We start from the raw sequence: 23,741 nt of genomic DNA, 5'->3' as shown, positions 1-23,741 counted from the left end.
CCACGAAGACGGTCCGCAACGAAACGGCGCCCGGATGATCCGGGCGCCGTTTCCTTGTGTGCTTCCTTGTGTTCTGGCCGCAAGCTGCCGTTTCAGGCGGCCTTGCCGTTGGCGTTCAGCGCTTCGTCGGCCAGCCGGCCGGTGAGTTCGGCCATGTGGTCGAAGACGGCCCGGTAGCTGGCGACACCCGCAGTGGCCGAGCGCAGCTCGATGATGAGGTCGCCGATCTCGGCCTGCGGCATGGTCGCCTCGACAACGTCCCATCCCGGCCAATCAGGCCGCGCGTCGTAGCCGAGGATCTGGCCGCGCCGCTGCGGGATCAGCGCGATGATCTTCGACGTCGCATCCGACGGCGTGACGATCTCGACCTTCATCACCGGTTCGAGCAGCACCGGCGAGCACGCGGCCATACCTTCCTTCATCGCCAGCTTCGCCGCCATCTGGAAGGCCATATCGGAGGAATCGACGGCATGGTAGGAGCCGTCGGAAAGGTTGACGGCAACATCGACGACCGGGAAGCCGAGCGGCCCGGATTTCAGGTAATCGCGCACGCCGGTCTCGACCGACTGGATGTAGGTCTTCGGCACGACGCCGCCGGTGATCGTATCGGTGAACTGGAAGCCTGACCCGCGCGGCAGCGGTTTGATCTCGATCACCACGTCACCGAACTGGCCGTGGCCACCCGATTGCTTCTTGTGGCGGCCGCGCTGCTGCGTCGCTTTGCGGATCGTCTCGCGGTAGGGCACGGCCGGCACATGGCCTTCGACCGGGATCTGGTTCTTGCCTTCCAGCCGCTCGCGCACGACGCGCAGATGCATCTCGCCATGGCCAGACAGCACGGTTTCGGCCGAATCCTGGTTGTGATGCAGGTTGAGCGAGGGATCTTCCTCGGCCAGGCGCTGGATGGCCGCCGACATCTTGACCTCGTCCTTGCGCTCTTTCGGCCGCAGAGCGAAGGCGAAGACCGGTTGGGGCGGCGCCAGCGTGACCAGCGGCTTGATGCCGCCCTTGGTCGAGCTCAGCGTCTGGCCCGTCCTGACGGCGTCGAGCTTGCCGAGCGCGACCGTGTCGCCGGCCTTGGCCGAAGTCAGCTTGAACTGGTCCTTGCCGAGCATCTTGTAGATGCCGGAGACCTTTGCCGTTTCGCCATTGGAAAGGAACAGCTCGGCGGCGTCGGCGACCTGGCCGGACAGGATGCGCGACACCGACAGCTTGCCGCCATGCGGGGTGTGGACGGTCTTCATCACCTGGACCACGGTGGCATTGCCATCGGGCGCGCCGAGACGCCGGCGCGTCGCCTCGATGTCGGGTGCGTCGTGACGGATTGTCTTCAACAGGCGCAGCACGCCATTGCCCTTCTCGGCGGTGCCGATCAGCACCGGCGTCACTATGCCGTCGCGCAGGTCGGCGGCAAGATCGTCGAAGATCGCATCCTTTGGCGGTTCGATCTCGTCCAGCAATTGCTCCATCAGCCGGTCGTCATGGTCGGCGAGCGTCTCCAGCATGGAAAAACGCGCCTCGAGCTCGCGCGCCTTGTCGTCGCTCGGGATCTGCGCGACCTCGCTCTCGGCATATTCGCGATAGATGTAGGCTCGCTCCAGGGCGAGGTCGATCGAGCCGATGACGACACCGTCCTTGCGCAGCGGGATCTGGCGCAGCAGCAGAGGCACCGAGCTTGCAGGCTGCAGCATCTTCAGCGTGTCGCGCACGCCTGCTATCGCCTTGTCGACCTTGTTCAGGAAAAGGATGCGCGGCACGCCGAGATCATCGAGCTTGCGCATGATCAGCTGCAGGGCAGGGATCTTCTTCTCGTCGGCTTCGGCGACGACCACGGCGACGTCGCAGGCGGCCAGCACCGGCTCGGCTTCGAAGGAGAATTCGATGGAACCGGGACAATCGACGAAGGTGAACGGCTCGCCCATGAATTCGGTGGTAGCGAAGGTCGCCTCGACGCTCATCGCATGGGCACGCGCCTCGGGCGAATGATCGGAAACGGTATTTCCCGACGAAACGGGATTCTGGCGGGGAATGGCGCCTGTACGGGCGAGTATGGCTTCGAGAAGTGTCGTCTTACCGCTTGCGAAGGGACCGACTATGGCAATGCATTTCGGTCCCGTGCGTCGTCCTCCGGCGCGAGTACCCATGGCTGACCTCCACTCAGGCGTTTCCCTGTGAGCGGCGGCCGGCCTGTCGGCCGTCGCGGGCGAGGCTTTTTTCAATTTGCCACCTACCCAAAGGGCATCGTCCCACGGGCAGGCCGGGAGGGCAAGGGATTTGAAGTTGAAGGGATTGGAAGTTGACGTTCAGCCGGTGCCGGTGCGCCGCGACGCCAGCGGGGTTGCGTCCACGCGCTGCACTGCCGCCGTCTCGGCAAAGCGCGCGAGCAACGGATTGAACAGGTCCGCACGCTCCCAGAAAGGCGCATGCCCGGCGCCGGGGATGATGTGGCAATGCTCCCACAGCGAGCCGTAGGCCAGCGTCTCAAAATAGCCGAGCCGGACGAAGGGGTCGTTCTCGCCATTGACTATGGCGACCGGAAATGCGGCTTGCTCGACCACCTGTCGCTGGTCGGCGCCCTTGCCTGTGAGCATGCCGCGCGTCACCGCGGCGCGCAGCCGGCCGTCGGTGCGCAGGATGGTTTTGCGGAAGGACGGATCTGCCGTGTCGCCGAAACACAGCGCCTCGAAGCGCTCGGCATCGCGTTCGGAATACGTCTTTTTGGACGCCAGCAGCATGTCCCAATGCGCATGGAAGCCGCGCAGCATGCCGAAAGGGCCCTTGGATACCGGCGGCGCGCCGGTTAGCATCAGCCCGCCGACGGCGCGGTGGAAACTCGCGAGCTCGATTGCCACGTGCCCGCCAAGCGACCAGCCGAAGACGACGGCGCGGCCGATCCCCAAGGCATCGAGGAGCTGAGCCGCCGACTGGGCAAGGCCGGCGATGGTGTAGTCCGTCGCCGGATCGCGGGCGTCAGACGATTCGCCATGGCCGGGCAGGTCGAAAGCAATCAATCGATGGGCAGCGGCCAACGGGCTGTCGAACTGGCGGGCGAATACGGCGCGCGAACTGCCCGAGCCGTGGATCAGGACAAGCGGGATGCCTGGTCCCGACGACTGGCTGAGGCGCAAATCCGCTTGCGGCGTGCGGATCGTGCGGTGGGAAACGGCCATAGCTGGTTGGACCTTCGGATTGTCTCGAGGTCAACATCGCATGCCGAGGTCACCATGTTGTTTAGAACGGTGGTTAAGAAATGATTTCTCGGTTTCTGCCGAGTATGATGTAGCGAATCCACCACAGCTAACCCCGGGACCCTGATGATGGAATCCACACTCGACCTTCTCCTCTCGATCAGCAGCATCGCCACGCTCGGCCAATATGCCTGGTCGATGCGCGCGCATTTCCAGTCATCGAGCATGTCTCAAGGCGCCATGATCATTTCGGCCGTCGTGGTCGGCACGGCGCTGTTCTTTCTTGCACTGCTGTGGATCGAGCGGCAGCCGGTTGCAGCGAAGATCGTCGGGCTCGCCATCGAACTGGCAAGCTCGGCGCTTTTCTGGTGGGCGATCTCGGTCTCACGCAAGGCGCGGCTGCGTTTCGCGTTCGATCCGGACAATCCCGACAGCCTGGTGACCGAAGGCCCTTATCTCCATGTCCGCCATCCGTTCTACACGTCCTACATCATCTTCTGGATCGGATGGGGCATCGCGACCTGGTCGGTGTGGGCGGTGGTGCCGGTCGCCGGCATCGTTACGATCTATGTGATCGCGGCCTTGGACGAAGAGCGAAAATTTTCGCGGACAAGGCTGGCCGATGCCTACAACGCCTACCGCACGCGCACCGGCCTGTTCTGGCCTCGCCTTGCCCGTAGCCGGGCAGGACATGCAGCCGGCATCGGACGAAAGTGGTAGGGTCTAAGTCCGCACACCGAGGAATCAAATCGAGGATTGCGACGATGAAGATCATTGCCTGCGGCAGCGTGCCGACGATCGTTGCGCCGGAGACATATTTCACCGGCCGGGTTTTGCAGACGCCGATCATCGAGAAAGAGGCGCCGGCGCGGCTCAGGGCCACGCTGGTCAGCTTCGAGCCCGGCGCCCGCACCCACTGGCACACGCATCCGCTCGGCCAGACGCTCTATGTCACGTCCGGTGCCGGCCTCGCGCAAAGCTGGGGCGGGCCGATCCAGGAGATCAGGGCCGGCGACGTCGTCTCCTTTGCGGCCGGCGAAAAGCACTGGCACGGCGCCGCGGCCAAATCGGCGATGACCCACATCGCCATGCAGGAGGCGCTCGACGGCTTGCATGTCGACTGGCTGGAGAAGGTCAGCGACGAGCAGTATGGCGGCTGAAACGTCTCAGGCCAGCGAGGCAGTAAAGCGCTGGATGCGCGTGCAGGCCTCTTCGAGCAGTGTCTCCGATGTGGCGTAGGAGATGCGGAAGTTCGGGCCGAGGCCAAAGGCCGAGCCGAAAACAACCGCCACGCCCTCGGCCTCGAGCAGTTCCGAGCAGAAGGTTTCGTCGCTGTCGATCACCTTGCCGCTCTTGGTCTTCTTGCCGATCAGCTGGGCACAGGAGGGATAGACGTAGAAAGCACCCTCCGGCGACGGGCAGGTGATGCCGCGCGCCTGGTTGAGCATCGAGACGACGAGATCGCGCCGGCCCTGGAAGATCGCCTTGTTCTTCGGGATGAAATCCTGCGGGCCGTTCAGCGCTTCGACCGCCGCCCATTGGGCGATGGTGCAGGCGCCGGAGGTCTGCTGGCCCTGGATCATGTCCATCGCCTTGATCAGCGGCACCGGGCCTGCCGCATAGCCGATGCGCCAGCCGGTCATGGCATAGGCCTTCGACACGCCGTTCATGGTCAGCGTGCGCTCATAAAGCTTAGGCTCGACCTCGGCGATCGTCTTGAAGACGAAGTCGCCATAGGTCAGATGCTCGTACATGTCGTCGGTCAGCACCCAGACATGCGGGTGCTTCAACAGCACGTCGGCCAGGCTCTTGAGCTCCGCTTCGGTATAGGCGGCGCCCGAGGGGTTGGACGGCGAGTTCATCAACAGCCATTTGGTGCGCGGCGTGATCGCCTTCTCCAGCACGGCCGCCGTCAGCTTGAAGCCGTTGTCGATCGAGGTCTCGACAAAGGCCGAGGTGCCGCCGCAGATCGCTACCATTTCGGGATAGCTCACCCAATAGGGCCGCGGGATGATCACCTCGTCGCCGGGGTTCAGTGTCGCCATGAAGGCGTTGAACAGGATCTGCTTGCCGCCGGTGCCGACGATGGTCTGCTCCGTCCGGTAGTCGAGATTGTTCTCACGCTTGAACTTTTTCGCGATTGCTTCGCGCAGCGGCACGATGCCGGAGACCGGCGGGTACTTCGTCTCGCCGCGGCGGATCGCCTCGATTGCGGCGTTCTTGATGTTGTCGGGGGTGTCGAAGTCCGGTTCGCCGGCGCCCAGCCCGATCACGTCCCGGCCGGCGTTTTTCAGCTCGCGCGCTTTCTGCGTCACCGCGATGGTCGCGGAAGGCTTTACGCGGGAAAGGGCGTCGGCAAGAAAGGCCATGAGAGATATCTCCAGAAAGCACCGGCGCGGCGAAGGCGCCGCGGCGCCTCTCATGTCGCATCATCTGGTCAAGCGCAAGCCCCGGCGCAAGCCCAGCGCAGGCATTGTCGAATGAGCCAACGCGCAATGCTGGCAACAATAAATTCATCAACGATCGGTAAAAGCTTGAACGGCAGGACCGTGGCCGGTCTGCCAGTCTCGTACAGCGAGGAACCGTGACGCGCAGCATCGAGCTTGCCCATATCATCCGCCATGATGACGGCACCGCCAGCGGTGTCTGGGGGCTCTATACGCTGCAAAGCGCTTTCCAGCCGATCTTCGCCTTCAACAAGGGCAAGCTTTCCGTCGTCGCCTTCGAAGGGCTGATCCGGCCGTTCCGCGACGGCGAGCCGCAGCAGCCGATGAGTTTCTTCAACAGCTGTCCGGCGGTCGACCGCCTGCATATCGAGGCGCTGACACGGACGCTGCACCTTCTGAACGCCGGCGCCTGCCTGCCGCGAGACGCCTCGATCTTCATCAATTTCGATCCGTCGGTGTTCACCGACCGCGGCATCGCCGACAAGGCGCTGCGCGACATGCGGCTGGTGCTGCACGAGGCCGACATCGATCCGCGCCGCGTCGTCTGCGAGGTCACCGAGCAGAAATCGGCGTCGCAGGAAACGCTCTACAATTTCGTCGAGGCGCTCAGGGGCAACGGTTTGCGCATTGCAGTCGACGATTACGGCGCCGACGAATCCGACATCAATCGTATCAAGGAACTCAGACCCGACATCGTCAAGTTCGATGCCGACTGGATCATGACGCTGATGGAATCCGGTGCCGGCTTCGCCTTGCTGACCGCCATGGTGACCAGCTTCGAAGAGCAAGGCATCCGTACGGTATTCGAGGGCATCGAGACGGGCTGGCAGCTCGAGCTTGCCGAAAAGTCGGGCGCCTCGATGGTGCAGGGCTACGTGCTGGCGCGCCCTGAGCTCGCGCCGACCAGCTTCCGCGTCTTCGACACGAGCGGGCAGGCGGCCGCGGTGTCGGCCGATGCGGAGAAGGTGCCTGCGGCGGTTCCGCCATCGCGACGGCCGATGCGGCCCTTTGGCCGCAGGGTGGCATCGTGACCGGGCAAGCCGACATGCGGCGCAAGGTCGGAGAGGCGATCTTTGCCGACGAGGTCGGCATCGAATATGGCGTCTACGGCGCATTCCGGCTGAGGAGCGCCTACCAGCCGGTCTTCGCGTCGCGCGGCAGATTTCTCGCCGCCCTCGCGGTCGAGGGACTGATCGAGCCGCATCGTGCCGGCAGGCCGGTGGCGCCGCAAATGTTCTTCGAAGGCGTGCCGGCAGCGGATCGGCTATTTGTCGAAACCATATGTCGGGTGCTGCATTTGCGCAACTTCCGCAACATCGGCGTCGACGGGCTCGACCTGTTCTTCAACTACAATCCGCTGATCAACGATGACCCCGCACGGGCGCTGGCCGAAATCAGGCTGATGACCAGGCATCTGGCGGATTTCGGCCTGCATCCCGGCATGCTGGTCTGCGAGATCACCGAGCAGGCTGCCGGCGACAAGGTGCTTGTCAGCCTGGCGCGCGAGATGCGGCGCGACGGCGTCCGTATCGCCATCGACGATTTCGGCACCGGGCATTCGACGGAAGAAAGGGTCGCGCTGGTGCAGCCCGACATCGTCAAGATCGACGGCACCTGGTTCGCCGAATTCTGCCGCCATGCCGCCGCCGAGCGGTTTTTCCGGCCGTTGGTTTCGACGCTGCACGACCGTGGCGCCAAGGTGCTGGTCGAAGGCATCGAGAACGCCACGCATCTGCGCGTCGCGCTGGATGGCGGCGTCGACCTGCTGCAGGGTTTTTACCTCGCCCGACCGGCGCTGGCCGGCACGCTGTTCGACGAGGAGCCGCTGTCGATCGACGGGCTGCTTGGCAGGGATAGCAACGTCATTCCCTTGTTCGGCTAGGATATGTCGAGATTCAAGTGATGCCGGCCTGCGAACGGCGGTTTCCTGCGCTTCCGGTGCTCACGTACCCAAAGTACGCTCCGCTCCGGTTCTCGGAACCCACCAGTCTGGTCGCTTCGCGCCCGTCTTCGACTCCGGCTCGGCCTGACTTGAATCTCGATATATCCTGAAATGCATCAGCGGCGCTGATGGTTACGCCAAAACAAATCACTGGATGAAGCCGCCGCTGCCGCGATAGAGGCTGGATCAAGCCCGGAGACGGGTGGTTGCGAGCAAGGGGGAGCACCGATGATACTCTATGGAATGATCGACAGCGGCAATTGCTACAAGCCGCGCCTGTTGATGGCCAAGCTCGGCATCGCTTTCACCAATGTCGAGGTCAGCTCGCACACCGGCGACACGCGCAAACCCGACTATGTCGCGAAAAACCCGAACGCCATGGTGCCGCTGCTCGAACTCGACGACGGCCGCCGGCTGGCCGAATCCAATGCCATCCTGCTCTACCTCGCCGAAGGCACGCGGTTCCTGCCGGCGGACAGATACGAACGCGCGCTGGCCTATCAGTGGCTGTTCTTCGAGCAATACAGCCACGAGCCCTATATCGCCGTGCGCAGAGCGCTGCTGACCTTCCCTGAAAGAGCCAAGGACGCGACGCCCGAGCGGCTGGCGCTGACGCTGGAGCGCGGCAACAAGGCGCTCGGCGTCATGGATAAGCACCTAGCCGGGAGCAGCTTCTTCGCCGGCAGTGCGCTCAGCGTCGCCGACATTGCGCTCTATGCCTATACGCATACGACCGAGACGGGCGGCTTTCAGCTCGACGCCTATCCGGCGGTCGCCGCCTGGCTGCAACGGGTCGAGGCCGACCCGGGGCATGTGCCGCTGGAGTGGTTGCCTTAGTTCTGTGCTCACGCTTGTCGCCGCTTCGCGGCTCGCTCCGGACGTCGCGCTTGTGGCTTCGGCCCGTGGCGTGAATGGTCGCGCGGCTATTTCAGCAGGCGATCATATTCGGAATGGGTGCCTATCCAGAACCAGACCACGTCATCGTGGTCGCGAACAGCTACGGCGCGGTAATTGACATCAACCCGCGCCGACCAACAGCGCCCGACCTGTTTGAAAAGCAACGACGGGTGGAACGGCCCAGAATTCAGTTTGGCGAAACGTCTGTTCGCCTTTGCTTTGATCAACGAGGGCAGTTTTGCGTAAGCCTCCCAAAACGAGGGAGTGGCAAAATGCTTCACAGCGGCCGAGTCCGGCCGGCCCGATGATCAGCCAAGGCCTGCTCGGCAAGCCTGTCCAGCCTGCCGGCCTTGGCGTCGGCTTCGAACTGACGGTCCCACATGTCGGCCTGCAGCGCCTCGAACCATGCGGCAAACGCCTTGAGCTCTTCGGGGTTTAGTTCGGCGACGGATTTCTCAATCTGTTCAAGCTTGCTCATGGGTTGATGATACCATGACCGGGGTAAAAACACCACAAAGTGGTCCCATAGGACCAAGGCGGTGGTTCATCGGAATCCAGACAGCAAAAAGGCGGGACAAAATCCCGCCTTCCCATGCTTGGTAGCCTGATCGGGAGCGTTTTGGCCGGGCCGGCAGCAATCTGCTGCGTCGACTTGTCGGGGTCTTTCGCTCCGGCGCGCTTCTCGCGCGACCGCCAGTACATCCGTGACTTGCCGCGCGCCCCGGGCTATCGCCCGGCGCGCACCATTCGCAAAATCAGGCTGCCTTGCTCAGAGATCCAGCGGACGACTTGCCAGTGCGGCGGTCCTGCTCGATCTCGAAGTTGATCTTCTGGCCTTCGACCAGGGTCGACAGTCCAGCGCGCTCGACTGCGGAGATGTGAACGAAAACGTCCGCGCCGCCGCTGTCAGGCTGGATGAAGCCAAAACCCTTGGTGGAATTAAACCACTTGACCGTACCTGTTGCCATTTCGATAGTCCTTTACGTTTGCTTTAGTTTGACTGGACCGAAACCCAGCCGGTTTGTATCGAGATTTTGGAGATAGAACGTCAGCAAACGCGAATATCGCGAGGCCCGGATCGATCGGCCGAAATATCAATGGACCGCATATAATATGCTTCCGCACAAAAAACAAGACGGGGCGGAAAATGGCGCCGCGGCAACGCTGCCCAACGGCCGCCCCAATCGCGTGAGAGCGTCGTCGTTGCGCGCCTGACGCGAGAGGATCGCGCCGGCTTCAGGCGCGACCGGGTTTGGGGAGAGGGCCATGAAAATCGTTCTACTTGCCGCTTGCCTGACGCTGGTGGCCGCCGAGGCGCAGGCGGTCTCGCGCTACGACCCGACGCGCATGAGCTGCGGCAAGGTGCAGGCGACGATCGCGCGCGAGGGTGCGGTCATCCTGCGCTACAGATCGGCGCGCGTGCCGGGGCTGGCGCTCTACGACCGCTATGTGCGGAGCCAGCAATTCTGCGACATCGGCGAGGTCAGGGCGCGGGCCTCGGTGCCGAGCGCCGATACGAATTCCTGCACCGTCTACAAGTGCAAGCGGGTGGAGATCGACCGGCGTTTCCGCCGGCGCCTGCTTCCGGATTAGGGGCGGTTGACGTCCCAGGGTGCCGGCATCACCTGAATATCGACATACCTAAAACCCGAACGACACCTGCGCGGGCGGCGGCGGGCCAACCCGCACGCCTTCCATGGCCAACATCTTTTCCTTGGTGGCCGAGCCGCCGGGCGCGGAAAATCCGCCGATCTTGCCACCGGCGGCAAGGATGCGATGGCAAGGGATGACCAGCGGCACTGGGTTGGCGCCGAGCGCCGCGCCCGTCTCACGCGCGAGCCCGGCATGGCCAGCGCGTTTGGCCAGTTCGCCATAGGTGGTGGTTTCGCCGAAGGCGAGCTTTCGCGCCGCGTCATAAATCGCCAGGCGGAACTCGTCGACGCCGCTGAGATCGACCGGCACACCGGAGAAATCGACGTCCTCGCCGGCGGCATAGGCCTTGATCGACGCGATCAGTTCGGCAACCCATTGCGGCTCGGGCTTCGCTGCCTGGTCGGCGGCGGCATGGCGCAGCAACCGGCGCTCGACCGCGTCGCGATTGCGCTGCGGCAGGCAGAGCCGGGTCAGCCCGGCCTCGCTCCAGGCGATGCCCATGAAGCCGAGCACGGTTTCGAAGACCGCGTGGCCGGCGGTGGCATGAGAGGCGTCCATGGCGTGCTCCTTTCCGGAATCCTTCGAAGTACAAATCCAGAACAATATCGCATTTCCCGGCCCGGCTCGCCACCCGAAAACCACCGTCTACCGCGGATTGCCGGGGGAAAGATGCTGGTGTAAGGACTTCTTAACACCCGACGAACCGGACCCGAGCGCCGCTTGCCAGCAAAATTCCTCTTTCCCGTCCTTGCGGCGGTGTTGGCCGTGGCCGCTCTCAGCGGTTGCACCTCGACTTCGCCGGTGACCTCGGCGCCCGCCTTCACGGAAAACTCTGCCAACACCGATGCCGGCTTCACGCTGGCGCTGCCCGACACGGTTTCGGTCCTGCCGGAACCGTCCGGCCTCGCCCAGACGGCAGCGCTGCCGGTCGAGCCGGCCGCCGCCTTTGCCGGGGCGACGCCGCTGGCGGCTTCTGCGCCCGCCGTCATGACGGCCAATGCCCAGCCAGCCATCGCAACGGCCGCTGTCGCCATGCCGGTCACCGAACAGACCGCCGCCATGCCCGGCGTTCAGCCGGTTTCCTACACCGTGCCGCAGAACCCGGCCGCTCTGGCCGCGACCGACCTGGCAGAGGGCCAGTCGAACGCCGGCGGCCGCAGCGAGATCGAGCGGCTGATCGAGAAATATTCCGCGCTTTACCAGGTACCGGTCGATCTGGTGCGCAGCGTCGTCAACCGCGAGAGCACCTTCAACCCGAAAGCCTACAATCGCGGCCATTGGGGGCTGATGCAGATCAAGCACGCGACGGCGCGCGGCATGGGTTATGATGGACCGGCAAGCGGCCTGTTCGACGCCGAGACCAATTTGAAATATGCGGTGAAATATCTGCGTGGCGCCTGGCTAGTCTCAGGCGGCAACCCCAAGCGCGCCGACCGGCTCTACCAGAGCGGCTATTACTACGACGCCAAGCGCAAGGGGATGCTGGGCGAAACCGGACTCGGCAGCGACCGCCTGCGCCGCCGCATGCAGCCCGATGCCTGAGCCGCGTCCGCCGGCGCCAAACGAAATAAGACTGCGCAAGATCCTCGACGACACGCTTCTGGCGCCGCGCTGGCCGGAAGGTTTCTTCATGCGCGCCTTCGAAGCCGCCGATGCACTCGCTTTGCATACGCTGTTGACCGCGGTGTTCGACGACGGCGCCGACGGGCCGTTCGACGAATGGTGGCCGCGCATTTCGGGCGACGCGGAATTCGACCCGGCTTTGTGTTTCCTGGTCATCGATCGCAAGGGCCGGCTGGCGGGTGCCGCGCTCTGCTGGACGCGGGCTTTCGTCAAGGATCTTGCCGTCCATCCCGAGGCGCGCGGCAAGGGCATTGCCGAGGCGCTAATGCGGCACGCCTTCGCGGTGTTTCAGGCAAGGGGCGCGACGCATGTCGACCTCAAGACCAACACGGTGGAGAACGCGGCTGCGGTGCGGCTTTATGAGCGGCTGGGGATGGTCGAGGTGGACTGGGCGGGTGAGAGGTCGGGGCAAGCGCCTTGGTAAGTGCGGCGATGTTCAGCAGAGGCTCCGACGCTCGAAGGTAACGGCATGGATCCTAGGGTCTCCGCGACGTCGCTTCGCTCCTGCTCCGCCCTAGGATGACGAAGGTACAGTGCATAAGGCCAATCGCGGACGTTGGAGATTGGCTGGAAACCTCCCCTCGCTTCGTCATCCTAGGGCGGAGCGAACGCGGAGCGCAGACCCTAGGATCCATGCCGTTACCATGGCTGTGGAGCGCAGCGCCCAAAAGGCCCTCATGTGATTTGACGCTGCGGCGCGCTGACCTACCCTCTAATGCCGGAACCGAGGAGACGAGCGATGCAGTCACCTTTCAACCGGAGCGTCGCGCTGGCCGCGGCGGTGATCCTTGTCGCCGCCACCGCAGCCTATGCCCATCATGGCTGGTCGTGGACGCAGGACGGGTTTTTCGAACTCAAGGGCCGGATCACGGCCATCTATATCGGCAACCCGCACGCCACGCTGGATGTCGACGCCGAGGGCGCGGTCTGGCGGGTGGAGATGGCTCCGCCCTCCCGCACGATCGCTGCCGGCTTCACGGAAGGTGTTGCCAAGGTCAGCGACGAGGTGACGGCGATCGGCCATCGCTCGCGCGACGAGAGCGAAAAGCGCATGAAGGCAGTCCGCATCATCGTCGGCGGCAAGACCTATGATGTCTATCCCGACCGCGTGCCGCCGGCCTGAATGGACGGGTTTTTCGCCGGCATCGAGCAACTCGCTTTGGTGCGGGGGCTGAAGGCCTCCTTCGTCGCCTACCCCATAATCAATGCGCTGCACATCATGTCGATCGGCGCGTTGCTGACCAGCGTCTGGCTGATCGACCTCAGGATTCTGGGCGCCTTCCGGTCGCTGCCGCAGGCGGCGTTCGTGGCGCTGCTGCGCCGCACCGCATTGGGCGCGTTCGGCGGTGCGCTTGTCACGGGCTCGCTGCTGTTTTCGGTCAGGGCGAGCGAGTATGCGGCGATGCCGATTTTCCTCACCAAGATGACACTCATCCTCCTCGCCGGCGCCAATTTCCTCGTCTTCATGCGCCGCGCAAAAGGCGGTGACGAGCCGGCTGGTGGGGGCACGGCCGTGCTGGCTGTGCTTTCGCTGATGCTGTGGACGTCTGTGCTTTTCGCCGGGCGGTTTATTGGGTTTCTCGGCTGAGGCGAGCGAGGCGCTGGCGTTCGCAACGTGCGAGATGGTTCGTGGCTCGAAACGCAGACCGAGGCGTGGCTGAAAGGCGCTGAAACATTGCCTCGAAGCGGCCGGCACCTCGTTGGAAAACATAGTCATGGTGCGCATCTACGCCGTCAATTCCGGCTTCTACAAACCATCAACCGCGTCTATGCGAAGTATTTTTCGACGAACTCGCCGGCGCGGAGTTTTGTGCCGGTGGCCTCGTGGCCGATGGAGTTTGATATCCAGATCGAGTGCGTGGCGGTGGCGTGAAGCGTCAACTTCTGCCCTTCCAGGATAATTTCCGCTTGTCTTTAAAGTAAAGTCGTCCCCAAATCCATCTGGGGATAGGGAGGGCGAGTCATGAACAAGCTGCCGAAAAAATTCGTCGCTTCAGCTTGTCGAAAATGAAGTGATCAAACGCGACACAATTGACGGCGACAAGGCGAAGGAAGCTGTAACTAGGATGCGCAAGGCTGCAAGCAAGTTGGAGAGAACAAAGAACAAAATCGTGAAGGAAGCCGTCGTCGATGTTGTGGATTAGCCTACTAAAGTACCAGACATTTTTATGGATCAGGCTGCCGCTGGCGATGTTCGTCGCTTTTATGGCTTTGCCTCAACCCGCCACTGCAAAATGCGCCGATATTCCCATGGCAGTGGTCGGTCCTATGACCGGCGATTGGGCGTACGACGGTGAGGAGATGCGGCGGGGCGCTCAACTTGCAGTAGACGACATTAATGCCAAGGGCGGGGTACGAGGATGCAAGATAGTACTCACCGTGCTCGATGATCAGTATACACCAGCCACCGCGATAGCCCTCGCCAAGAGATTGGCAAAAGAGGGGGTTCGCTTTGTTATCGGCCATTTCAACTCAGGCAGTTCTGTCCCTGCCGCGATGATCTATGCCAAGAACAACACTTTGATGGTCAGCCCCGCGTCGACAAATCCCGCTCTTACCGAATTCAAACTTTGGAATGTCATTCGCACGGTCGGTCGTGACGATGTTCAGGGGATGTTTGCCGGCGAGTATATGGCCGATCATTTCTCAGCACAAAATCTTGCCATCGTTAGCGATGGTACGCCCTATGGTGATGGCTTAGCGAACAAGGCAAGAAAAGCGCTGCGAGCAAAGGGGCATCCTGAAAAGCTGGCCAAAAAGATCAAACCCGGCCAAGGCGATTTTGCAGACCTCATCAGCAAACTTAAATCGATGAAGATCGAAGTTCTCTTCTTCGCGGGGCTTGCCGACGATTTTGGTCCGCTCGTTCGCCAAACCAAGGAAGCTGGGCTGAAGGTTCAGTTCATCTCCGGAGATGGAGCTCTAGTTCACGATCTGCCCGGGAAAGCGGGGCCCGCATTGGAAGGCGTGCTAATAGCATTTTCGCTCGAGGACCGGAGCAATCCTGCCGCAGCCGACGTTGTCGCGCGCTTTCGTTCTCAAGGATTCGAGCCGGCAGACTACACGCTGAAGTCCTATGCGGCAGTCCAAGTGGCGGCCAAGGGTATCGAAATGGCAGGTGGTCAGGCGCCAAGGGCTGTTGCGGCTTCTATAAAATCCGGCCAGCCAATTCCGACCGTGTTGGGGAACCTGACCTTCGACGCGAAGGGAGATCGAAATCAGCGTGACGTAACAATGTACGTCTGGAAAAGGCGGGGAGACGGCACACTCATGATGGATTTCCAATCCCCATAGCTTACGCAAAATACTCCTGCAGCGGCCGCACTTCCAAACTCCCCGCCCGCAGCGCCGCAATCGCCTCCGCCACCGCAGCTGCACCCGACAGCGTCGTGTAGTACGGCACTTTCTGCATCAGCGTTGCGCGGCGCAGCGATTTCGAATCCGATACCGCCTTCTGGCCGTCCGTGGTGTTGAAGACGATCTGCACCTGGCGGTTGCGGATGGCGTCCTCGATGTGCGGGCGGCCTTCCAGTACCTTGTTGATTTTCTCGGCGGCGACGCCGTTTTCGGCGAGGAAGCGGGCGGTGCCAGAGGTGGCGAGCACCTTGAAGCCCTGGCCGGCGAGCCGCTTGACCGCCGGCAGGATGCCTTTCTTGTCCTCGTCGCGCACCGAGACGAACAGCGTGCCGGAGCGCGGCAGGTCGACGCCGGCGCCTAGCTGGCTCTTGGCGAAGGCCAGCGCGAAGTCGCGGTCGAGGCCCATGACCTCGCCGGTCGAGCGCATTTCCGGGCCAAGCAAGATGTCGACGCCCGGAAAACGGGCGAAGGGGAACACCGCTTCCTTGACCGCGATGTGGCCGGGATTGCGTGGGTCGGGCATGGCGCCGTAATGGGCGAAGGCGTCTTCCAGGCTCTCGCCGGCCATGATGCGGGCGGCGATCTTTGCGATCGGCCGGCCGATGGTCTTGGCGACGAAGGGCACGGTGCGCGACGCACGCGGATTGACCTCCAGCACATAGACCGTGCCGTCCTTGATCGCGTACTGCACGTTCATCAGCCCGCCGACATTGAGCGCGCGGGCAAGGGCCGCCGTCTGGCGCTCGAGTTCGTCGACGAGCTCCGAAGGCAGCGAGTGCACCGGCAGCGAGCAGGCCGAGTCGCCCGAATGGATGCCGGCCTCCTCGATGTGCTCCAATATGCCGGAGACGTAGGTCGACCTGCCGTCGCAGAGGCAATCGACATCGACCTCGATGGCGCCCGACAGATAGGTGTCGAACAGCAGCGGGTTCTTGCCGAGCAGCGTGTTGATCTGGCCGGTCTTGTCGTTGGGGTATTTCTGCTTGATGTCCTCCGGAACCAGGCCGGGCACGGTGTCGAGCAGATAGGATTGCAGCATGCTCTCGTCGTGGATGATCTGCATGGCGCGGCCGCCGAGCACATAGGACGGGCGCACCACCAGCGGGAAGCCAAGCTCGCCAGCGACGAGGCGGGCCTGCTCGACCGAATAGGCGATGCCATTCTTCGGCTGGCTGAGGCCGAGCTTGTGCAAGAGCTTCTGGAAGCGGTCGCGGTCCTCGGCCAGATCGATCATGTCGGGCGAGGTGCCGAGGATCGGGATGCCAGCCTTCTCCAGCGCATCGGCGAGCTTGAGCGGCGTCTGGCCGCCGAACTGGACGATGACGCCGACGAGTTCGCCCGAGGCCTGTTCGGCGCGCAGGATCTCCAAGACGTCCTCCGGCGTCAGCGGCTCGAAATAGAGCCGGTCGGAAGTGTCGTAGTCGGTCGACACGGTCTCGGGATTGCAGTTGACCATGATCGCCTCGAAGCCGGCGTCGCGCAGCGCAAAGGCGGCATGGCAGCAGCAATAGTCGAACTCGATGCCCTGGCCGATGCGGTTGGGGCCGCCGCCGAGAATGACGACCTTTTTGCGCGACGAGACCTGCGCCTCGTTGGCGAGCGCGCCGGCAAAGGGCACTTCGTAGGTCGAGTACATGTAGGCGGTGGGCGAGGCAAACTCGGCGGCGCAAGTGTCGATGCGCTTGTAGACGGGATGAACGTCGAGCTTGTCGCGTATCTTCTGGATCTCTTCGACGTCTTTCCTGACCAGCGACGCGAGGCGGGCGTCCGAGAAACCCATCGCCTTCAGCATGCGCAGATTGGTGGCATCCTCGGGAATGCCGTGCTCGCGGATGCGGGCTTCCATGTCGAGGATGCCGGCGATCTGCTCGAGGAACCACGGGTCGATCTTGCACATTGCATGCACGTCTTCCAGCGAGGTGCCCATGCGGATCGCCTGCGCCACCATGCGCAGCCGGTCCGGCGTCGGCGTGCCGAGCGCGGCGCGGATAGCGTTGCGGTCGTCGACATGGCTGGCGGGCGCGTTCCCGTGGCCGATGCCGGGGATCTCGATCTCGTCGAGGCCGGTCAGGCCGGTCTCCAGCCCGCGTAGCGCCTTCTGCAGCGATTCCTGGAAGGTGCGGCCGATGGCCATGACCTCGCCGACCGATTTCATCGAGGTGGTCAGCACCGGCTCGGCGCCGGGGAATTTCTCGAAGGCAAAGCGCGGGATCTTGGTCACGACATAGTCGATACTCGGCTCGAACGAGGCCGGCGTCGCGCCGCCGGTGATGTCGTTCTCCAGCTCGTCCAGCGTGTAGCCGACGGCGAGCTTGGCGGCGATCTTGGCGATCGGAAAACCGGTCGCCTTGGAGGCGAGCGCCGAGGAGCGCGAGACGCGCGGGTTCATTTCGATCACCACGAGTCTTCCATCGGCAGGATTCACGGCGAACTGCACGTTGGAGCCGCCGGTCTCGACGCCGATCTCGCGCAGCACCGCGATCGAGGCGTTGCGCATCATCTGGTATTCTTTGTCGGTCAGCGTCAGGGCAGGGGCGACGGTGATCGAGTCTCCCGTATGCACGCCCATCGGGTCGATGTTCTCGATCGAGCAGATGATGATGCAGTTGTCGGCCTTGTCGCGGACAACCTCCATCTCATACTCCTTCCAGCCGAGCACGCTCTCCTCGATCAGCACTTCGGTGGTCGGCGAGGCGTCGAGGCCGGACTGGACGATCTCGAAGAATTCGGCGCGGTTGTAGGCGATGCCGCCGCCGGTGCCGCCCATGGTGAAGGACGGGCGAATGATGGCGGGCAGGCCGACATGGTCGAGCGCTTGTGCTGCGATCGCCATGCCGTGGCTGATGTAGCGCTGCTTGCGGTCGCCCTCGCCGAGGTTCCAGCGCGTCTCCAGCGCGTCGAGCGCGGCGTCGAGATTTTCGGGCTTTTCCGCCTTCAGCGCGGCGCGCTCGGCCTCGTGTGTCTTGCGGTCGGCATTCTTGACGTCGGTGGCGTTGGCCAACATCGACTTCGGCGTTTCCAGGCCGATCTTGTTCATCGCCTCGCGAAACAGCGCGCGATCCTCGGCCTTGTCGATGGCCGTGGCGTCGGCGCCGATCATCTCGACCTGATAGCGGTCGAGCACGCCCATGCGGCGCAGCGACAAAGCGGTGTTGAGCGCGGTCTGGCCGCCCATGGTCGGCAGCAGCGCGTCGGGCCGCTCCTTGGCGATGATCTTGGCCACCACTTCGGGCGTGATCGGCTCGATATAGGTGGCATCGGCCAGTTCCGGGTCGGTCATGATGGTGGCCGGGTTGGAATTGACCAGGATGACGCGAAAGCCCTCTTCCTTCAGCGCCTTGCAGGCCTGGGTGCCGGAATAGTCGAACTCGCAGGCCTGGCCGATGACGATGGGGCCGGCCCCGATGATCAGGATCGACTTGATGTCGGTGCGTCTTGGCATGTCGAGGGTCCGTTCGGCGGGCGGCTTGCACAAAAAGCCGGACGGGATGACCCGGCCGGTTGTGCTCGCGATTCTGGTATCAGGCTAGGAGGGCCTTATAGGGAAGAGTTTTGCCGGATGTAACCCCCTAAAATGCGAGTAGGGGAGTAGGGCAGTAGGGCAGTAGGGGAGTAGGGGAGTAGGGGAGTAGGGGAGTAGGGGAGTAGGGGAGTAGGCCCTTTTAAACATACTGCCCTACTGCCCTACTGCCTTATTCCCTAACCCAGCCAACTGATCCGTGATCTCGAACCGCTCGGAAGCACCGATGCGGATCATGTTCAGGCTGCCTTCGCGCGTGAAGCGGAATTCGCCGGGCCCGTTTGAGCCGGCCGGCTTGCCGGCCTTGAAGCTGATGATGCGCGTGCCGCCATCGGGCCATGTCACGGTCACGTCGGTCTTGTCGCCGGTGCGCACGACCGCCGCCTTGCAGTTGGTCATCGGCTGGCCGAGATAGCGCGCGCAAGGGATGGCGTTGCCAGCACCAGGGACCGGTGTCCCCGGCGGCTGAAGCCGCGCAACGGTCTGTGCGTCGGGCGGAGGCGCCGCGTTGGCCGCGCCGAAATTTTGGACGGGACCCATTGCCGCGGGCGCCGATCCATCAACCTGTCCGGTCGAGGGGTTTCCAGCGGCCAGGGCCAGGCGGTAAGCATCCTCGATCGCCACCCTGCCGATTGCGTCAGCGGAGTTCAGCTCCGTTTCGGGAGCGGTCGCGCCGAGGCGCGTTGTCAGATCGGGCAGCGGTTGAGAGGCAGGGCTCTCCGTATTGGCCGCCGCCTGGGGTGTCACTTGCTGGGGATTGATAGGGTCGAGGTAGCGCGCGGGCGCCCATCCGCTCAGCTTGGGGTCGTCAATGTCTTCAACCTTGCACCACCGATGGCCGCTGACGTCGCCGCAGCCGAGATTTTTCAAGCTCGAACCAATCGGCAGCCGCGCCTCGATCTTGCCCATCGCCGATGCCGTGGCGCGCACGTTCAGGAGATCACCCGGAGCGAGACCAGTCACAATCGAGATGATGGGCTCCGGCTCCTGGGCACTGGCCGGCGGGCCCGCCAGCATCAGCGGAGCGGCAATCACCGCAAGCAGCGTCGTCGGGAGTGTTACTGTGCGCCTAATCATCTGCCATGGGCGGTAGGTTGCATTGCCGAAGGCGCGGCCAGGCACGGAAACGCCATCGCACGCCAGCCGGTTTTTATAGGCGACGAGGCGGCGCTGTGTAAGCCCCGAAAATGAGTAAGGTGCCGCGTGTTGAATCGCGGAGCAGGCCACTTCCGTGAGCTGAAAGCCGGCAAAATATTGCACATTTCATGTAAATATGCACTCTCTCAAGTAAGGTTTGGGAGGGAAAGATGGTCGACCTTGAAATATTCGCGCAAGTGGAAAACATAGTTCGCCAGCGTATCAAGAAAACGCGCGCGGAAATTGAGGCTTCACTTGGTCACATCGCCAACGGCAATCCGCTGGCCGCCGAACAGACCCTCTCCAGGCGACTCGACAGGTTGCAGGTAAAAGCGTCGCTCAGCCGCACCGAAGCGGAGATGATATCGGCAGCAATCGACATGAGGTCTGCCGGGGAGAGAAAGGCCGCCGCCAAACAGCCAGGACCGGAGGCAATTCTCGGCCCAACGCTCGATTTCATCGGTGTCGCATTTCTGGAGCGTGGGCGCCGTGTGGCCGATGCGGTCGGCCGCGTTGCCTTTCTCAACGGCAATCCACAAGGATCGGGTTTTCTGGTCGGGCCAAGGCTGTTCCTCACAAACAACCATGTGATTTCGTCGCCGGCAGATTCCCGGCGCTTCCAGGTCCAGTTCGATTATGAGCAGGACGGTGCGAATGCCGTGCGCACGCCGACGACGTTCCTGCTCGATCCTGAATTCTGTTTCGTGACCGATAGCATAGAGGGTCTGGACTATACGCTGATCGGGGTCGGCGAGCGGCGTTCCGGCCCAAAGGAACTGGGGGAGTTCGGTTTTATCTCGCTGTCGGATGCGCGCGACAAGCATATGCTTGGCGAAATCGCCAACATCGTTCAGCACCCCGATGGCCGCTTCAAGGAACTGGTGCTGCGTGAAAACCGGCTGGTGGCCCGCGACGAAACGGTTCAAGTGCTGCACTATGTTGCCGATACCGAACAGGGTTCGTCCGGTTCACCGGTTTTCAACAATGAATGGGAGCCAATTGCCCTGCACCATTGGGCAGGGCCATTCCACGAGGTGACGGGCATAGGTGGCTATGCGCTGACGCGCGAGATCAACGAAGGCATAAGGATCAGCGCCATCGTTGACGATCTGGGCGCTAGAAAGTCCAGGCTGCCGGGCTCCTCGGCATCGGCGGTTTCGCAAGCTCTGGCGATTTGGGCCGGCACGCCGCGCATGATGGACGAGACAGTTCGGCTGAACGCCGACATTCGCGAAGATGTGCTGGACAAGTCGGTGCAGCGGCCGGAACCGGATGACAATCCACCGGCGACGAGACACAACGCCGATGGCTCGGTCACCTGGACTTTTCCCGTCGAGATAAATGTCCGGGCGCCCTTGATCGACCGCGACGGAGGCGATGCAAGACGAAACGACGGCAAAGGCCCGGCAAGCGAACCCGCGAAGGTGGCCATCGCCGAGGCCGCGGGTTGGAAAACGGAGGATTTCGACGATCGCGGAGGGTATGAACCCGGCTTCATACCGGGCTTTGTCCTGCCAATGCCGACGGTTGCCAATTCACCCTACCGGTTGGCCAGAAACCTCCTTGCCAAACCGGGCGAGGACCCACACGAATTGCGTTATCATCATTTTTCGATCTTGATGAACGCCGATCGCAGGCTTGCCTTCGTCACCGCCTGCAATATCGATGGATCCCGCACCAAGGCGGTCAATCGTGAGGACAAGACCGTCATCGACAACCCGTCGCTTGTCCAATTGGGGGTAGAGTCGATTTCCGGTTCGGAAGCCAGCGACGCTTTCCGGCCCGACCGTCGCATCGACCCTGGCGAGCAGATGACCCAGGAATTCTATTCGAGCCAGAATGTGCCTGGATTTCCCGTCCCAAAATCCAAGGAACGAATAGCTCGAATGTTCCAGAAGGGCCATATTACGCTTCGCGGCGACCCTGCATGGGGAGTGGATCAGGAGGCGGTCGCGGCAGAACGGGACACGTTCTTCTATCCCAATGCTGCGCCGCAAGTCGGCTTTTTCAATCAGGGAAGCTCGCTTGACCATCCCGGCTCCAAGGGGAAACTGAGATGGCGCGCGGTGGAAACCTATGTGCTGCGCAACGCCTATACGACGCGAGGCCGTGTCACGGTGTTTGCAGGCCCACTGTTCCGCGAGGACGATCCTCCTTACCGCTTCGACAGCCATATTCCGCTCAAGTTCTGGAAGATCGCGCTGTGGTCCGATCAAACTGGCCTGCGCGCCATCGCGCTGCTGGCCGACCAGAAGCCGGTTTTGAAAGTGATGCCCGAAGCGTTCGGCGAGCGTGCCGAGGCGTTCGATGACCCGCTTGAAATTGCCAGGGTATCGGAGTTCCTTTCGACGGTGGCCGAGATTGAAGAACTGACTGGCCTGAACTTTGGCCAGCAGGTGCGCGACGCCGACATTCGGGCCGGATCCGAATCGGCTCCCGCACAGACTTTCAACCCAAGGCATCTAACGCCCAGTACGTCACGGCCAAAGGCTTCATCGCCCAAGACTTCGGCGGCCAAGACTTCGGCGGCCAGAACCCGACGTCCTGCCAGGCGATCGAAGCCATCCGCGTCCGACAAGTGAAGATTGGACCGGTCGCGGCCATTTAGGCTGCTTGCCTGCCGCTCGAAGGCGGTCATCCGTTCAGCCTGGCATGGGCAAGCTCAGCCTGTTCCTCGTTCGGCCCGGTATGAACGCGGTCAACCCGGCATGAAGCCGGTGCGTAGCGCGTGAGCCCATTCCGGCCGTCCCGCCTGATCGGCCTGACGCGCTGCCGCCTCATGGTCGTAATCGACGGCGATGGCCTCGAAGCGATCGGGATGCAGGTCGACGATGCCATAGCGGGCGTGCGGCGAGCCTTGTTGGGAGACATGCGCCGGCGGCGTGTCGTCGTGATAGGCCGGGCAGCCGATGCTGCCTGGATTGAAAATGACCGGACCGCCGGGAATGCGGACCAGCTCGCTGCGGTGGCTGTGACCGCAAAGCATGATGCGGCAGGCGGGATCGATCGCGCCGAGTCGCCGTTCGATGGCGGCCAGTGGGGCGCGCACCAGCCGGCCGTCGACTATCGCGTCAGCCAGGTATTTTTCATCGTGGTCGGGCCGGGCATGGAAGGCGAGCACGCCAGGCGCCACCTCCAGCGTGACGGGCAGCGCGAACAGCGCCTCGCGCTGGGCTGCCGCCAGCCGTTCATGCGCGTAGCGGTCGGAAGGCCACATGGTCTCGTCGGCGGTGTCGTAGGCAACGCGGCGGTCGTGGTTGCCGCGCACCGTCGGCAGCTCGAGCGCTTCGAGCCGCTCCATAGTCTCGCGCGGCCAGAGAGGGCCGGAAACGCAATCGCCGAGATTGACGATGAGGTCGGCGCCGCCGCGTCGCCGCAGATCATCGAGCACGGCGTCGAGCGCCAGGACATTGCCGTGGATGTCGGCGAGGACGGCAATGCGCATGGCAGGCTCCGTTTGTTGGAATGGCTGGAGGACAATTATCTTCCTCACCTCGCGAAGCGGGCGAGAGCGGAATGCAGCTTCGGGGTCGCTCTAGGCGCGGACTTCGATCTCATGGTCGCCGACCGCCGGCAACGATGCATCGTCGCCGGCCGCGGCAATCACGCTGTCGAGCAGGCCCGGGAAGCGGCGGTCGAGATCGTCACGGCGCAGCGTGATCAGCCGGCTGGTGCCAACCGCCTCGGTGCGCGTGACGCCGACCTCACGCAGCTTGGCCAAATGGTAGCTCAGATTGGTCTTCGAGCAGAGGTCGAGGAACCGGCTGCAATTCAGCGGCACGCCCTCCTTGCTCGCGAGATAGCGCACGATGGCCAGTCGCGTCGGGTCGCCGAGCACGGCAAGCACGTTCGGCAGGCTGATCTGGTCGGCGGTGGGATGGGGCAAGGTCATGACCAGGAATTAAGCACATTCGGGGCCGATTTCAACGCATCTGATCCTTCGCGGTTCTGGTGGTATTCGGGCCTGTCCTGACACA

Annotated in this window: 24 protein-coding genes and 1 pseudogene; 14 read left to right on the top strand and 11 right to left on the bottom strand. The window is 63.1% G+C overall.

Going from position 1 to position 23,741, the window contains the following annotated elements:
* Positions 1–92: 92 nt before the first annotated feature.
* Together NKH05_RS23695 and NKH05_RS23690 are read right to left on the bottom strand one after the other, a co-directional pair.
* Positions 93–2,144, bottom strand: coding sequence for an elongation factor G (locus NKH05_RS23695; RefSeq protein WP_352494921.1), 2,052 nt, complete (start codon positions 2,142–2,144; stop codon positions 93–95).
* A gap of 159 nt (positions 2,145–2,303) precedes the next feature.
* A complete protein-coding gene (locus tag NKH05_RS23690; RefSeq protein WP_352856888.1) occupies positions 2,304–3,170 on the bottom strand; it encodes an alpha/beta fold hydrolase in 867 nt (288 codons plus the stop codon).
* A gap of 147 nt (positions 3,171–3,317) precedes the next feature.
* Between NKH05_RS23690 and NKH05_RS23685 the strand changes: the two genes are divergently transcribed.
* Both NKH05_RS23685 and NKH05_RS23680 read left to right on the top strand, forming a co-directional pair.
* The gene (locus tag NKH05_RS23685) at positions 3,318–3,908 is read left to right on the top strand and encodes a methyltransferase family protein (RefSeq protein ID WP_023719379.1); all 591 of its coding nucleotides are present in this window, start codon (positions 3,318–3,320) and stop codon (positions 3,906–3,908) included.
* A gap of 44 nt (positions 3,909–3,952) precedes the next feature.
* Positions 3,953–4,348, top strand: a complete 396-nt coding sequence (locus NKH05_RS23680) for a (R)-mandelonitrile lyase (protein WP_023719378.1) — start codon at positions 3,953–3,955, stop codon at positions 4,346–4,348.
* 6 nt (positions 4,349–4,354) lie between these two features.
* Here the strand turns inward: NKH05_RS23680 and NKH05_RS23675 are convergent, their stop codons facing one another.
* Positions 4,355–5,557, bottom strand: a complete 1,203-nt coding sequence (locus NKH05_RS23675; RefSeq protein ID WP_023719377.1) for a pyridoxal phosphate-dependent aminotransferase — start codon at positions 5,555–5,557, stop codon at positions 4,355–4,357.
* Between the two features lie 215 nt (positions 5,558–5,772).
* Here NKH05_RS23675 and NKH05_RS23670 point away from each other — a divergent pair, with 215 nt between their 5' ends.
* From NKH05_RS23670 to NKH05_RS23660, 3 genes are all read left to right on the top strand, one after another.
* Positions 5,773–6,666: an EAL domain-containing protein gene (locus NKH05_RS23670; protein WP_023719375.1), complete on the top strand. Its 894-nt coding sequence runs from the start codon at positions 5,773–5,775 to the stop codon at positions 6,664–6,666.
* On the top strand, positions 6,663–7,517 hold the full coding sequence (locus NKH05_RS23665) for an EAL domain-containing protein (RefSeq protein ID WP_352856890.1): 855 nt from the start codon (positions 6,663–6,665) through the stop codon (positions 7,515–7,517). The genes NKH05_RS23670 and NKH05_RS23665 overlap by 4 nt, the downstream gene beginning before the upstream one ends.
* A gap of 288 nt (positions 7,518–7,805) precedes the next feature.
* Positions 7,806–8,414: a glutathione S-transferase family protein gene (locus NKH05_RS23660; protein WP_023719373.1), complete on the top strand. Its 609-nt coding sequence runs from the start codon at positions 7,806–7,808 to the stop codon at positions 8,412–8,414.
* An 86-nt stretch (positions 8,415–8,500) separates the two neighbouring features.
* Here NKH05_RS23660 and NKH05_RS23655 read toward each other — a convergent pair whose 3' ends face one another.
* The 3 genes from NKH05_RS23655 to NKH05_RS23645 all read right to left on the bottom strand — a co-directional run bounded on the left by NKH05_RS23655 (position 8,501) and on the right by NKH05_RS23645 (position 9,442).
* Positions 8,501–8,755, bottom strand: coding sequence for a type II toxin-antitoxin system RelE family toxin (locus NKH05_RS23655; RefSeq protein WP_023719372.1), 255 nt, complete (start codon positions 8,753–8,755; stop codon positions 8,501–8,503).
* A complete protein-coding gene (locus NKH05_RS23650) occupies positions 8,752–8,952 on the bottom strand; it encodes a hypothetical protein (RefSeq protein WP_023719371.1) in 201 nt (66 codons plus the stop codon). The genes NKH05_RS23655 and NKH05_RS23650 overlap by 4 nt, the downstream gene beginning before the upstream one ends.
* A gap of 277 nt (positions 8,953–9,229) precedes the next feature.
* Positions 9,230–9,442, bottom strand: coding sequence for a cold-shock protein (locus NKH05_RS23645; RefSeq protein ID WP_023678332.1), 213 nt, complete (start codon positions 9,440–9,442; stop codon positions 9,230–9,232).
* A 298-nt stretch (positions 9,443–9,740) separates the two neighbouring features.
* On the opposite strand from NKH05_RS23645, the gene NKH05_RS23640 reads away from it, so the two are divergent.
* Positions 9,741–10,067, top strand: coding sequence for a hypothetical protein (locus tag NKH05_RS23640; protein ID WP_023719370.1), 327 nt, complete (start codon positions 9,741–9,743; stop codon positions 10,065–10,067).
* Between the two features lie 48 nt (positions 10,068–10,115).
* Here the strand turns inward: NKH05_RS23640 and NKH05_RS23635 are convergent, their stop codons facing one another.
* Entirely contained in the window at positions 10,116–10,685 is a 570-nt protein-coding gene (locus tag NKH05_RS23635; RefSeq protein ID WP_352856892.1) for a methylated-DNA--[protein]-cysteine S-methyltransferase, read from the bottom strand.
* 162 nt (positions 10,686–10,847) lie between these two features.
* Here NKH05_RS23635 and NKH05_RS23630 point away from each other — a divergent pair, with 162 nt between their 5' ends.
* From NKH05_RS23630 to NKH05_RS23605, 7 genes and pseudogenes are all read left to right on the top strand, one after another.
* Positions 10,848–11,669, top strand: a complete 822-nt coding sequence (locus NKH05_RS23630) for a transglycosylase SLT domain-containing protein (protein WP_352846718.1) — start codon at positions 10,848–10,850, stop codon at positions 11,667–11,669.
* Entirely contained in the window at positions 11,662–12,174 is a 513-nt protein-coding gene (locus NKH05_RS23625; RefSeq protein ID WP_352639955.1) for a GNAT family N-acetyltransferase, read from the top strand. Before NKH05_RS23630 ends, NKH05_RS23625 begins: the two co-directional genes overlap by 8 nt.
* A 315-nt stretch (positions 12,175–12,489) precedes the next feature.
* The gene (locus NKH05_RS23620; RefSeq protein WP_352483163.1) at positions 12,490–12,873 is read left to right on the top strand and encodes a DUF6152 family protein; all 384 of its coding nucleotides are present in this window, start codon (positions 12,490–12,492) and stop codon (positions 12,871–12,873) included.
* A complete protein-coding gene (locus NKH05_RS23615; RefSeq protein WP_352483164.1) occupies positions 12,874–13,338 on the top strand; it encodes a hypothetical protein in 465 nt (154 codons plus the stop codon). It abuts the gene before it with no gap.
* A 45-nt stretch (positions 13,339–13,383) separates the two neighbouring features.
* Positions 13,384–13,623: pseudogene (locus NKH05_RS33180) on the top strand (Rid family hydrolase); the annotation flags it as partial.
* 139 nt (positions 13,624–13,762) lie between these two features.
* Positions 13,763–13,894 (top strand): hypothetical protein, encoded by a 132-nt coding sequence (locus tag NKH05_RS23610; protein ID WP_302897169.1) that lies wholly within the window; start codon positions 13,763–13,765, stop codon positions 13,892–13,894.
* Positions 13,881–15,044 carry a branched-chain amino acid ABC transporter substrate-binding protein gene (locus NKH05_RS23605; protein ID WP_352639954.1) on the top strand — a complete coding sequence of 388 codons (1,164 nt, stop codon included), beginning with the start codon at positions 13,881–13,883 and terminating at the stop codon, positions 15,042–15,044. Before NKH05_RS23610 ends, NKH05_RS23605 begins: the two co-directional genes overlap by 14 nt.
* A gap of 1 nt (position 15,045) precedes the next feature.
* Here NKH05_RS23605 and carB read toward each other — a convergent pair whose 3' ends face one another.
* The gene (gene carB / locus NKH05_RS23600) at positions 15,046–18,549 is read right to left on the bottom strand and encodes a carbamoyl-phosphate synthase large subunit (protein WP_352856894.1); all 3,504 of its coding nucleotides are present in this window, start codon (positions 18,547–18,549) and stop codon (positions 15,046–15,048) included.
* Between the two features lie 234 nt (positions 18,550–18,783).
* The gene (locus NKH05_RS23595; protein WP_352494929.1) at positions 18,784–19,887 is read right to left on the bottom strand and encodes an SH3 domain-containing protein; all 1,104 of its coding nucleotides are present in this window, start codon (positions 19,885–19,887) and stop codon (positions 18,784–18,786) included.
* Positions 19,888–19,934: 47 nt separating this feature from the next.
* Here NKH05_RS23595 and NKH05_RS23590 point away from each other — a divergent pair, with 47 nt between their 5' ends.
* On the top strand, positions 19,935–22,346 hold the full coding sequence (locus NKH05_RS23590; RefSeq protein ID WP_352858270.1) for a DNA/RNA non-specific endonuclease: 2,412 nt from the start codon (positions 19,935–19,937) through the stop codon (positions 22,344–22,346).
* Positions 22,347–22,462: 116 nt separating this feature from the next.
* Here the strand turns inward: NKH05_RS23590 and NKH05_RS23585 are convergent, their stop codons facing one another.
* Complete coding sequence (locus NKH05_RS23585; protein WP_352592410.1) at positions 22,463–23,209, bottom strand: metallophosphoesterase family protein; 747 nt, start codon at positions 23,207–23,209, stop codon at positions 22,463–22,465.
* Between the two features lie 90 nt (positions 23,210–23,299).
* Positions 23,300–23,656, bottom strand: coding sequence for an ArsR/SmtB family transcription factor (locus tag NKH05_RS23580; protein ID WP_353026203.1), 357 nt, complete (start codon positions 23,654–23,656; stop codon positions 23,300–23,302).
* Positions 23,657–23,741 lie beyond the last annotated feature (85 nt).

The sequence above is a fragment of the Mesorhizobium sp. M1399 genome (assembly GCF_040317735.1).
Taxonomy (GTDB): domain Bacteria; phylum Pseudomonadota; class Alphaproteobacteria; order Rhizobiales; family Rhizobiaceae; genus Mesorhizobium.
This window is presented reverse-complemented; position numbering and strand designations above follow the sequence as displayed.